Annotated in this window: 6 protein-coding genes; all 6 read right to left on the bottom strand. The window is 43.0% G+C overall.

All coding sequences use genetic code 11. The annotated features are described in order from the left end of the window. Positions 1-368 precede the first annotated feature (368 nt). The 6 genes from J2X69_RS12000 to J2X69_RS11975 all read right to left on the bottom strand — a co-directional run bounded on the left by J2X69_RS12000 (position 369) and on the right by J2X69_RS11975 (position 13,186). Positions 369-2,117 (bottom strand): glycoside hydrolase family 9 protein, encoded by a 1,749-nt coding sequence (locus tag J2X69_RS12000; protein ID WP_310103558.1) that lies wholly within the window; start codon positions 2,115-2,117, stop codon positions 369-371. Positions 2,118-2,163: 46 nt separating this feature from the next. Further along, positions 2,164-5,451 (bottom strand): VCBS repeat-containing protein, encoded by a 3,288-nt coding sequence (locus J2X69_RS11995; RefSeq protein ID WP_310103556.1) that lies wholly within the window; start codon positions 5,449-5,451, stop codon positions 2,164-2,166. Positions 5,452-5,629: 178 nt separating this feature from the next. Then, positions 5,630-6,895, bottom strand: coding sequence for a glycan-binding surface protein (locus tag J2X69_RS11990; RefSeq protein WP_310103554.1), 1,266 nt, complete (start codon positions 6,893-6,895; stop codon positions 5,630-5,632). 26 nt (positions 6,896-6,921) lie between these two features. Further along, on the bottom strand, positions 6,922-8,586 hold the full coding sequence (locus J2X69_RS11985; protein ID WP_310103552.1) for a RagB/SusD family nutrient uptake outer membrane protein: 1,665 nt from the start codon (positions 8,584-8,586) through the stop codon (positions 6,922-6,924). Positions 8,587-8,604: 18 nt separating this feature from the next. Further along, complete coding sequence (locus J2X69_RS11980; RefSeq protein WP_310103551.1) at positions 8,605-11,763, bottom strand: TonB-dependent receptor; 3,159 nt, start codon at positions 11,761-11,763, stop codon at positions 8,605-8,607. Between the two features lie 424 nt (positions 11,764-12,187). Continuing rightward, positions 12,188-13,186 (bottom strand): glycoside hydrolase family 5 protein, encoded by a 999-nt coding sequence (locus J2X69_RS11975; RefSeq protein ID WP_310103549.1) that lies wholly within the window; start codon positions 13,184-13,186, stop codon positions 12,188-12,190. Between the last annotated feature and the right edge of the window lie 109 nt (positions 13,187-13,295).

Below are 13,295 nucleotides of genomic sequence, written 5' to 3'. Positions count from 1 at the left end.
TGTCCCGATTTTTCATCGGGAGAATCTCGCATAACGGATAATCATTCCTCTCCCGAAGCAAGTTCGGGACAAGTTGTGTGACGTTCTTCGTCATGCTCGATTTCATAGGGTATCGTTGATGCTTATGGGAAATTGCCTAAAAAAATCTGAAATATCTAAGCATACTATGAATATACACCTACTGTTACATTCCTCATAAAGGGACTGATAAACCTATCAAGTCAAATTTAGCGACTTGATACTTCTATAAATCCCCCTCGCCCCCTTTGTCCGGATATATATATCCAACCCAAGTCATTTATCTACGGGGGAATTCCTCAGGTCTTGTGTCTTGTTTCTTGACAATTTGACTAAAATCCCGGGCAATTTCACTGACTTATGGCTTCTAAAGCATTGGCCAAATACGCTAAAGGTGCATTCCAGTTGATCGCAATTTCATTGGAAGCATAACTACAATTCTCGTCAGTATAAGACTCGTCTGCAAAGGAACTGGCATAGGTGCATCCATCCTGCTGTCCGGGATTTGGGCCACCCACGATAAAACCGGGCAATGGTGGTAAATCAGGTCTTGACTCGGCCAATCTATGATGTGGATACTTGGGAGTTTTGCTCCCAAAACCGGTAACGTAAGAATAGCCGGTGGCATTTCTTCCCAAGATATAATCCAGATTATCCAAAGCTCCTTCCAAGAACACCTTCTCATTACTCTGCTTATAGGCATACAACAATAGTATTCCCTGATTGGCGGCAACTGAATTGGAACCCCATATGAAATTTCTAACATTTGTCTCCATAGGATTTCGGAAAGCGGTAGAACCAACTCCTTCAATTTGCGTCCTTGCAGCAGCTAATAAATTTATTTTTAAAGTTGCCATCCATTCCTGAGGCAATAGACTTATGCTGTCTTGGTGTCTTAGCAATGAATAATAGCCCAACCATGTTACTTGATTCCAAGATGGAAGTTTGAAACTTTGATCTGCTTCCTCCAGTTCTTCCCAATAAGTCAAATTATGCGTAGTGACAAAAAGTTCCGATGCTGCCCAGATCCGTTCATCGTCCACATTAGTATCTCCATACGTGCCGGTTACGATATCAGGATCAAACGTTTTGTTCATCTCATTCTGCTTATACAACACATCAGGATTGGTTTTTGCCCAGTTCCAAGCCTTTTCAGCAGCTTTCAAATAAGTCACTGACTCTTCGGGGAAATATGCTTTGTACACACGCGAAGCCTGAGCCATCACTGCCGCAAAATCCAATGCCGCTGTGGTACTCTTGGCTACCATATACCGCTGTGAAACTGCTAGATGAGGTTCAACCATTCCTTCAAATTTGGCTGTGGTGAGTTTGTGATAGACTCCTCCATCTTCAGGATCCTGCATGGTGATCATCCAATCCAAATTCCAACGGATTTCGTCAAGCAAATCCGGAATTTGATCCCCTGATTCAGGGATATTCAAGTCAAACTTTTGAAAGTAAGCTGGGTAATCTTCGTAAAGAGAAAGTAGTGTTCCTACTGTGATTCCCGAATTCACCACATATTTATTATAATCTCCTGCATCGTACCATCCCTTAGGCGAAGAGACCAAGTCTCCGGCTTTTCTGGTAAGAGAAACTGCCGAAGGATGGATCATTACCTGATCATCCGGATGCCCAAGCGGTCTAGCCCAAATACCTGCATGGGATTTATCCAGTTCCACACTTGCCCGCTGGTAATAAAAAGCTTTGATACTTGCCTTTCCAAGTTCTTTGTTGATGTGGGAATCGATCCGAAAGGGATAAGATTTGCCTACGCCCGTCAAGACTAGAATATAATCCCCTGTCTGAGTAAACGGAGTAAAATCGGCAATTCTAGAATCATGGCCGGAAAGTGTTTTTGTAGTCTCCCCCGCAATTTTCCCTTCGTACACAATGTCTTCCTTTTCCAAATCCCAAATCACAAAATCATCTGCACCTTCGTGATCCAAAATCACTGCAATTTTCTGTTGATCCGGGTAAAAGCCAATTTGATTGAGACGAATTGATTCATCAACAGGCAGATTTGTATCTATTGTTGATGAATTGCATCCCATTTGGATTAAAAGCAAACTTAGAAACAACACATGCTTACTTTTCATATTTTTATTTGGTTGAATTTCAATTTTTTAACTGTAATTACTTCAATCAATACGCATACTTCTGCACACTGATATTTGGAATACCTATCCATAGTATATTTTCACTTCCTACCACACTGCTGATATTGGTTCTCAATTGAAGACCTGTTTTATCAGGTTGGGTTACCTCCCAACTTCCCTGATCATTCTTATGCAGCAGCCAGCCAGGATTTGCATCGATTTTACCGATTTTGAGCCGTGCATTCTCTTGATTTCCCAGAAGAATCAGATCAAAACCTTTGGAAGACTTCAAAGCTGCAATTGCCTGAATCGGAGAAGACTGAATCAGGCTAGGCAGTTCCACTTCTTCAAATACCCCGTTTTTCAAGGTATACATTTTTGTTTCCAACGTCTGCGCTTCAATCAGCTTTGCAGCCTCAAGTTCTTGCTCACTGAGTATATCTTGGATTTTGGCTTTGGAAAAAGCTTCATGAGTTGGAAACAGTGCTTTCTTTCTATATAGTTGAGCTGCAAGCTCATCTCTGGAAAAGAAGGGGAACTCCTCTCCCATCACAGGGAAAGTCATCAGTGGGTCAATAGATCCGTTCTTGTCAAAGTCTTCAAAATAGATCCGGATGGGATTGTTTGCATCAGTCTGTAGTCTGGAATTCAGCCCCCAGTTACCTACGACAAGCTCAGGATTTCCATCTTCATCCAGATCCTTAATGACTAAAGATGACCATAGTCCTGTTTTTCCTCCCGGCAAGAATTCCTCCGATCGATCAACCACTTTATCATCTATTAGGCTTAGGATCCGGATTCGGTCAAATTCTGAGGCAATGATCAGTTCTTCCAGTCCATCCTGATCCAAATCATAGGTTTGGGATGCGTTCACTCTTGTTATGCTATCCAAGATAATAGTAAAAAAAGTGCCGTCACCTGAGTTAATCAGCAGTTTACCGGGACCGGATTCAGGCCATCTTCCTGGTATGTACCCTGACCCAACAAACAAATCCGGCAATCCATCTCCATTGGCATCCCAAACAGTTACATTTTCCGAAGAATACGATCCAAAATCCATCTTCGATTCGGTGAAGCTTCCTTTCCCGTCATTGATTAACAACAAATCCTTCTGTCTGGGATCACCTTCCGCTATATCAAAGTATCCACCCCTTGCGATATAAAGATCTAAATCAGAATCTCCATCTGCATCAAAAGCGGCAATTGATGTGATCGTCTGATAATCTGAATTATATAGTTGATAAATATCCTCTTCTTTATGGATTCCCGATTGGGAAACAGAATAAACCCTGCTTCCATCAGCAATTATCAGTTCCATTTGCCCATCTCCGTTCAAGTCAGCCTGAATCATAGACACTTTCTGCTGTGACAGACTATATAGAAGCTGGCTTTGACGCTTGAAATCATTTGGAAGTTTATCCTTCCCGCTTATAAATATCTCTCCAAGAGGGGTGAAATAGGTTTCAATTTTATTCTCAATTTTGTACCCATTCTTTGCATCAGACTCTGCTACTTCCAGTAGCTGATTGATTTCAGGTGTTTTGATTCTGCTGATTTTGTTATTTTTCCAGCGCACCTCAACAGAATCTGCTTTTCCTTCTCCCAAACCAAAATGAAGGATAGCACTAACATTACCTTGATAGCCTTTGTAGATTTGCTGCTCTTGATAGTTGAGTTGGCCATTTTGATAGACGCTCACCCGGGCTCCCACTCCATCACTGTTTCCCTGAAGTCCCTTGAGTCTAATTTGTAGGTAATTTGATTTTCCGGATTCAGAAGTCCCGTTTTTAAAGATTTGAGTAGGTTCATTCAGATTATTGATCACCAAATCCAGATCTCCATCCTGATCCAAATCCACATAAACCGCTCCGTTGGAATTGCCGGGCGTGTTCAGTCCCCAGTTCTCGGATTGGTTTTCAAATCGGATTCCATTGATGTTCTTAAAAGCATAATTACCAACTTTTGTTGCCGGCATTTTCTTGATCAATTCGTTGATTCCTGCAGCAGACACTTTGGTGTTTTGTAGGTATTCATTTCTGTAATTGATGAAATCCAGATTTGTGAAATCCTTCAAAAAACCATTGCTGACAAAAAGATCCGTAAAGCCATCGTTGTCAAAATCAGCAAATAACGGAGCCCAGCTCCAATCTGTAGCACTGATTCCGGCCAACTGTCCAATCTCCGAAAAAGTCCCGTCCCCATTATTTAACTGAAGCATATTCCGCATCAACTGATGATGAAGCCCTACTTTAAGAAAAAGATTGTAATGTTCATAATTCTCAGGGGTAAACAACAATTTCTGCCGTGAATTATCCTCAGGCAACATATCCAGACTGATGATATCCAACTTGCCATCCCGATTGATATCTGCTGCATCCACGCCCATGGTGTATAGACTGGTATGTCCCATAGCCTCTTTTGCCCTATTGACAAAAGTGCCATCTCCCTGATTGATGTACAGGTAGTCCGGCGCTGAGTAGTCATTTCCCAAGTATATATCAGGAAATCCATCTCCATTGAAATCGGCAATGGAAGCTCCCAAACCATAGCTTAATCCTGTTTCGGTCAAGCCGGATTCTTTGGTGGCATTTCTAAAAAAACCATTTTCATTTTTGTAAATCTTGGTACTGCTCAGCGAATCTGCTGAACTCAGCATGGCTTCAAAAGCATTTATATTCAGGTTATTAAAAAGTCTGGGATTATGATTGAGCAGGAGCATATCCAAATCCCCGTCGAGATCCAAATCGGCAAAATATACCGATGTGCTATATCCGGGATCATCCAAGCCATATTCTGCGGCCATTTCCTTGAAAAAAGGGATGCCGTCTTTGTCCAGCCCCTGATTGACAAACAATTGATTTCTTCGCTGTTCATCCGGGAGATCACCGGAATAGCAGACATAAATATCTTTAAGACCATCACCGTTAATATCCACGATAGCTGTACCGGTGGCCCAGGCATTTTCTCTGCCGGCAGTTCCGGTGGCTAGGGTAATGTCTCTAAATTTCAGGTTTCCCTGATTCAAAAAAAGCTTGTTTTGGCCTTGATTCGCCGTGAAATAAAGATCTTCCCACCCGTCATTGTTCAGATCACCGACTGCCACGCCTCCTCCATTATAAAAATACTGGTAGGTAAGAATATTGGCTGCATCAGTTTCCCGGATCTGATTGATAAAAGTGAGGTTGGTGGAGTCCGGGCTTACTTCTTCAAAAAGTGTAGGTGTACTTGCTTCTTTATTATCCCGACAGGCAGAAAATAAGAATACAGCCCCCAGTAAGACTACTTGGAGATATTTTGCTGATTTTTCTTTTTTAAGTATGAGTTGGGGGTTCAAGCTCAATGGGTTGATTGATAGAAGAAAAGTTCCTAGATAACTTTACAAGCAAATTAAGCACAGTGCTCTCTGTGGCGAACTCCGCGTCCTCCGTGGTAGAGGTACGGTTTAGAAAAAATCTCCGAGGCAAAACGCTCTGCCCCGGAGATTGAATTAATAAACCTCTTATGCTATACTATTAATTTATTGCTCTTACCACCCGAATGTTGTCCACGCCTAATACAGCAGGAATATCATTGGAACTGGTATTTATCACTACCAACCTAAGCTGCTTTGTGCCGCCGTCACCCTTCAAGAAATCTCCGTAGGTGGCAAGTCTGCTGGAACCGTTGGTCAATCTTGTCATATTACTGGAGAAGGTGTACCAGCTACCATCTGTAGTTTTGATCACCTCATTCATTGGGATGTTATAGCTTAATTCGTTGCCGTTGGCATCAGGAAACCAGATCTGCATTTCCAAACCTGCAATAGATGAGCTGGTATTGATCGCTACTTCAAAACGGATATCAAAATTGGCAGCAGGAGTACTTGGCTCATAGCCTGTCCCCTCAGGGAAAATCTGTAAACCTCCCCAGTTAACCAAATTGATTACTTTGTCATTGTTCCATCCATTGCTGGCAGGGAAAGCTTGGTTCATACCTGCGAAATTTCCTTCAAGGCTGGAAATACCCGGCTGAGAAGGTTTGATCATATCACCTGATATACCCCATCCCCAGTCCCAAGGCCATGAAAGTGCACCATCGGTATCAAAATCAGCGATCATGCCCCTTTCGGCATAGATTTGTGTGTTTCTGTTGGTAGAAGAACCCCCGGATTTGGTCACCACTCTGATAGCCTGTCCTTCGGAGAAATCAAGGTTATCCGGTACTTTCACTGTCAATGAAGATCCGGCTGCATTGGTCACAAATCCTGATGTGACGTACACATCTTCACCCGGAAAATAAACTGTATCTACGAAGTAGAAATATCTACCAAATAGTGTTAAGTCATCACCCGATCTTACATACTGATTTTTCACTTGAGTGATCTGAGGAGCAGGGGGAAGTGTCTGGAATTCTATGGTAGCCTCTCCTGCTCTGTTTACCAATCTCAGGGTGTTTGGTACGCTCGGATCAGTAGCTACAGTAGGAACAGAATCCCCTACCGTGACGATCACCGAGGTATTGGTCACATAGGCAGTATTTACACCAAGGGGATAGTCGTTTAGATATACCTGTTGGGTACCTAATAGATTATTCCCAATGATGGCCAATGTACTTCCCAAAGTAGCAGAGATGAACGCACTGTCTGCTGTAGTAGGATCCGTGTTGCGCACCCGCTCGATAGTCGGCGGACCTACTTTTATTTCGTCTTCATCCTTACATGCTCCTAGGAAAATTACCATCAATAGCGCAGAGGCTACAAGGAGTGAGTGTGAGGATCTAATATTAGTTATGATTTTCATATTTTGCATTTCTATAGAGTCCACAATCAATTTTCTGCTGAGAAATCATACGGAACTGCCGGCTTTCTCAAGTTTGGAGCTCTGGACAATTCCGCAGAAGGAATAGGGATCTTGAAGTTGGATTCGTTCACTGTAAAGAACCTAGGAGAAGTATCATCCGCAGGGATCTCGATTTCCCACATGGTAGGATTTGGGATCTGATCTGCATAGATTCTGAAAGTACCTCTGTCTTGCTTGGAAAGAATGTCAAATGCTTTTGCAGGATCATAATAGTGTAGTTTGGTGAATTCATACCAAGCTTGACCTTCCATAGCAAATTCTTTGATTCTTTCTTCGAACACATCCTGCCAAGTCACGGAAGTCAGCGCATTGACACCTGCTCTTGCTCTAACCAAGTTTACATAGGTCAATGCTTCGGTAGGGTTTTTATCCAAAACCGCCTCCGCATAAGTCAAGTACACATCTGCCAAACGAAGAATATATGTGTTGATCTCGGTACCCTGTTGTACCACTTTTCCGTCGTTATCTTCCGGTCTTCCTACCACATACTTCTTTACCCAAGCTCGGGTATTATATTCTCTGCTTCCATCTATACTCCTTGCGGGAACTCTAAGCTGTCGGGCAGATTCTCCCGGAGGGACTTGAGTAATGTAAGGATAGTGATCACCCGGAAACATGAAGCTTCCTTTTCTTCTCTTGTCAAAGACAAGGTCATCGTACAGATCCAGCATCCATTTGGACGCTCCTATGTCCCCACCCCATCCATCACCGAAGCCGGTAATTTCAGAGCCAAATGCCAAGAAAGCCTGAACAGAATTCTGAGCACCCCATGCACCTGCCTGTCCGGCATTGTACACCCACTGAAGTGCTGCAAGTGTTTCTATGTTGTTATTATTGGCAGTCTTGAAGAGATCTTCATAATTCTGCATCAATTGGGCACCGCTGTTGTCGATTACTCTTTTGGCAAAGTATGCTGCAGAATCCAAATCACTTTGATTTCTGGTACCGGATACACCTGCTTTTGTCAAATACATTTTGGCAAGCATCCCTTCTGCAGACCACTTGGTCAATCGCCCATTCAACACCGGACTCTCGGGAAGATTTTCCACTGCATAGCGGAAATCCTTGATGATAAATTGCCATACAGTTTCTTCGGTATTTCTGGCAATCGTAGTATCCTGCAAAAGAGCGGTGTTGTTCGTAATGATAGGAACAGGGCCCCAGTTCTGCACCAGATATGAATAAGCCAGACCTCGCATAAATCGTCCTTCAGCGATCCCGTGAGCCCTGATTCTATCTGTCACATTTTCCCCTGCATATTCATTAATGTTATTAATCAATGAATTTGACTGAGCTACTACATTATAGAAGGCTCTCCATGAGGCTCCATTTTCGGCAGTTTCTCCGGTAGTATTGAAACGCACATTCTCTAACTGGTAAGATCCCGAGGTAAGTGTACCTCCTCTGGCATCTCCTATCCCGTGACTGGCTTTATCATTATAGGCAAACCACACCATATTGTATAATGGTGCTGAAGCCGATAGGATCTGATCATCGGTGCGGTAGAAATTTGCATCTACGATCGAGTCCAATGGCGGTCTATCCAAGAAATCTTCTGAACAGCCCACCATTCCTCCAAGTAGCAAAGTAGCTCCAAGGACTAAATTTTGGAATTTCGTGTTTGTTTTCATTTGTTTATGATTTTTGGATTAGAAGTCAACACCTAAGCTGAATGTGTACATTCTGGTCTGAGGATATCTTCCATAGTCCACACCGATCAATTGGCTATTGGCTTGTACGTTGTTCCCGACTGATGCACCTACCTCAGGATCATATCCCTTGTATTTTGTAAAAGTGAATGCATTCTGCACACCTACGGCGAGCTTCAAGCCTCTTACTACATTCTGTTTTCCCAATAATTCATTTGGAACCACATAGGAAAGGTTGATATTCTTAACCCGCACGTAAGAACCGTCTTCCACAAATTTGTCAGAGATTCTCGTTCCGTTTCCGTTTAGGTCAGTCGCTGTGATTCTAGGCACATCGGTGCCGGCATTTACGATAAAAGGATTACCTGATGCGTCCATGTCTATTCTGGCATAATCATAGGTTTCCAAAAGCATGTTTCTACCCAAGTTCACATTGTTTGGATTAATGTTTAGGAATCTATTGTAGTTATAGATATCCACACCAAGAGCACCTGTAAATAAGATGTCAAGTGAAAATCCTTTGTAAGAGAATTGCTGGGTCATACCAAAAGTGAACTTTGGCCAAGGGTTTCCGATAAATGTCTGATCACGCTCATCGATCACACCATCTCCATTCAGATCTTTGTATTTGATATCCCCTACATAGATGCCGTTTTCACGATCCACTTGGATAGGATTTCCTGAATTGTCCACAGGTCTGGCGCTTGATTCTACTTCTTCTATTGATTGGAACAATCCATCAGCCTGATATCCATAGAATAACCATGGCGCATAGCCTGGCTGAGCTCTGGCAGTGAAGCTGTTTAACCACCATGCAGTACGGTCGATAAAGGCCGTCTCTGAGAAGAATTTGGTCACTTCCGTCCTGAAGCCTGAGAAGTTATAGTTTGAGTTCCAGGAGAATCCACTTGCCCGGTTATCAATGTTGATAGTATTGATAGTGATACCATAACCTCTGTTTTCCAATGCTCCGATATTCACAGTAGGAGTTCCTATACTTCCCTCACCGGATGTCCCCATGTACCAAGGAAGTGGATTTGGCAAAAGCAAGTTGTCAGTTTTCTTTAGGTAAAAGTCCCCTTCAATTTGAATTCTGTTGTTCAGAATGTTCAAATTGAAACCGAGGTTTATAGTAGAAGTCTCTTCCCACTTCAGGTTTGGATTGCCAAATCTTGAAACCAGGAAGCCACCACCCCATGGAGTAGGTACACTCGGTGAGCTGAGCGGTGCATAGATTGCCATAGGATCACCTTGGTTACCGGTTAGCCCGGTTTCGAATCGGATCTTAAATTCATCTAGCCAAGAAGCATCTTGTAGGAAGCTTTCTTCAGAAACTCTCCATGCGGCGGATACCGATGGGAAATATCCCCATTTGTTTTCAGGGCCAAAGTTTGCTGATCCATCAGCTCTGAATGCAGCCAGTAGGATATATTTTTCATCGAAGGTATAATTTGCCCTTGCGAAGTATGACTCAATTGCCCATTGATTAGCTCCACCGCTATTGGTGGCACCTTGAGCTGACCCCAAACCTAGTTCCTGAAGATCATTTGAGGGGAAGTTTAGCCTTCCGGCATTCATGAATTCATACTGGTTTTCCTGTGCTTCATGGCTGGCCATTACATCCAATGCATGTTTGCCCCAAACAGCATTGTAAGTGAACATCTGGTTCCAATTCCAGTAAAAGCTATTGCTTGACTCTTTTGTCAAGGTATTCGTGTCATTTGTCACTACACCCAATGAGTAAGTAGGCGTAAAGAAGTGACCGTTGCTATAGTTGACATTTCCATTCACCATAGATCGGAACTTCAGACCTTTGACAATATCGATTTCCACATCAAAGCCGCCCTGAGCACCTCTCCTTTTATAATTTCTATTCAGGAGGTTAGCCATTGCAATCGGGTTAGGAGGAGTAAACTGTAAGCTTGATCCATTTACAGGATCAGCTCCACCCCAAGATCCATCAGGATTAGTCACAGGGATGTTTGGTGCCATCTGGATGGCATTATTGATTACGTCTGAGCTCCCGGTAGCCAATTGCTCATCCGTGTGAAACAGTTGTAGGTTTAAACCCAGTTTCAACCATTTTCTAGTCTGGTTGTCAATGTTAGTTCTTACTGAATAACGATCAAATGAAGAGCCTATGGCTACACCATCCTGACTGAAATATTCACCGGAGATATAAAACTTCGTTTTTTCATCACCGCCTGAGAGTGTAATGTTGTGCTTTTTCAAAGGAGCAGTTTTGAAAAGTGCATCTTGCCAGTTAGTACCTTCACCCAAAAGTGAGGGATCCAAAAATGCCGCAGGAGGAGTACCACCGGTAATCTCATTGATTTCATTAGTCATGGTGGCATATTGACCCAACGACATCACCGCCAAATTATCAGGCTTGTCCTGAAGCGTGTAAAGGAAATTGTAAGTTATTTTGGTATCACCGGCCTTACCGCGCTTGGTGGTAATCATGATAACACCATTGGTACCTCTTGACCCATATATCGCAGTAGCTGAAGGCCCTTGCAATACTTCCATAGACTCAATATCACTTGGATTAAGTCCTGCCAGTGGGTTGGTAGAAGAAGTGTTTCCAAAAGAAACAGCTTCCGGCTGCAACTGAACACCATCGATGACATACAATGGCTGGTTAGTCCCACTAATGGAATTGACACCACGTATATTGACAGAGATACCTCCTCCCGGAGCACCTGTGTTCTGCGTCACATACACACCGGCAGCACGACCTTGTAGGGCTTGCTCCACTGTGGTATTGACTGTTCGCTCTATATCTTCAGATGTCACGGAAACCTGTGCACTGGACATATCACGTTTTTTCATTGTGCCATAACCAACTACCACAACTTCGTCCAACGAAGCCATATCTTCTTCCAAGAAGACATTAATTGTGGATTGGTTACCCACCAATACTTCTTGGGATTTGTAGCCAATAAAGCTAAAGATCAGAGTGGATTGAGAAGAAGGTGCCGTAATAGAATAGGATCCATCTACGTCAGTTGCTACGCCGGTGGTGGTTCCTTTCACCAGCACCGTAACTCCGGGAAGTGAGAGTCCATCGCCTCCAGAATTCACGGTGCCTTTGACCGTGACCTGAGCCTGAACCACACCTACCAGAAGCATAAGCCAAAGCGGTAATAGTTTTTTCATCATGAGGGGTTTAATTGTAAGAAATTGGTATGTAGGTTTTGAGCAGGAAAAGGTTTTCCCGAGGTAAAATTCGACGTGTTTGTCTGTAGACTGTGTTTCATTCAGTTTGGGTTTTGTAGGAAAAATCGTTGTAACAAACACCAAAAACTGAGAGGTATTCTTTGCGCACCGAACTTGCTTTCCGGTGATAATCGAACTCTGTAGAATTCAATTTAAAAAGAACAGGATCAGATTTTTGGGTTTATTGCTTTGATCCGAATAAATGTAGATTGAGTATTCCCGGCAGAGGGTATTCAAATGTTTTTAATGAGGGTATCAAATGTTAACCCGCGCGAAATCGATTGAAATCAAGGATTTTAAGCTGTTTTATTGCTTAGAATTAGCAGAGAAAATGACAAATATTATTAGAAATGAAGGTGTCGGGCTATTCCAAATTCTTTTCTAATGCCTTTTTGACCAATTCACCCCAAGGCTTTATCTGAGCATCCGTCCAGTTTCCTTCTGAGGAAGCCTCCGGCAAAAGCATGGAGCAGGTCTCATCCTTGTCAGCAATAGACCATGCCGCCCAGGAAATTTTTCTGCTCTCCATCCAGCTAAGCCATGCATTCCAGGAAGCCGCATCGATAGGGCCATCTCCGGTAGCTTCCATCCCGGCACATTCTGTGACAAAAATCGGCAACCCATCCTGGAATGCTTTCTCTGCCCTATCTCTCAGATAGTTTTTGTGAGTAGCTGCATAAAAATGGAGTACATACATAATGTTCTCCTGATTTAGGATAGGATCCTGAGCCACAAGATGAATATCCTGACTCCAAGTAGGTGATCCTACCAAGATCAAATTATCGGGATCATATTTTCTTATTTCAGTGATGATCTCTTCACTATATGCTTTTACCTCTGCCCAAGTCTGATGTTCCGGCTCGTTGAAAAGCTCATAAATTACATGAGGATTATCACCATAAGTTTTGGCCATTTCAACAAAAAATTCCTTTGCCTGCTCAGGATATAAATTATGACTGTGCCAATCTATGATCACATATATATTCTCAGCTATGGCAGCATCCACCACAGCTTTGATTTTCTCTATCGCAAACTCAGGATTTTCGAAGTACGCACCCGGAGCATCTATTCCCATCGCAGCGCGTACCAGATTGGCATTCCAGTCACTTTTCAGCCATTTGACAGCAGAAGCATTGTAAAATCTTGGCCACCAGTTGTGCCAGCCAAAGCTTACTCCCCTGAGCATCACCGGTTCTCCTGTACTATCGGTAAGCTTACCGTCGGATACTTGTAATTTCCCGAAGTAGGTGACTTCGCCTACAGGATCGGGGGTGTTGGTTGGGGGATTCGGAACAGGATCGGGAGCTGAAGCTTCGGAACAGGAGGACAGAATCAAGCCTGCAATGATCAGTAGTTTTTTCATTAGGTGGGTTTTGTTAATTGAATGGTCAATTTTACGCCAACATAATTTTAAACCCGGGTACCAATTGTTTCCAATTAGGGTAATGATCGTTAAATGATCACTAAATAGG

The organism is Algoriphagus sp. 4150 (assembly GCF_031457395.1).
Classification (GTDB): Bacteria; Bacteroidota; Bacteroidia; order Cytophagales; family Cyclobacteriaceae; genus Algoriphagus.
The sequence above is the reverse complement of the archived record's forward strand: the minus strand, read 5'-3'. Positions and strand labels throughout refer to the sequence as shown.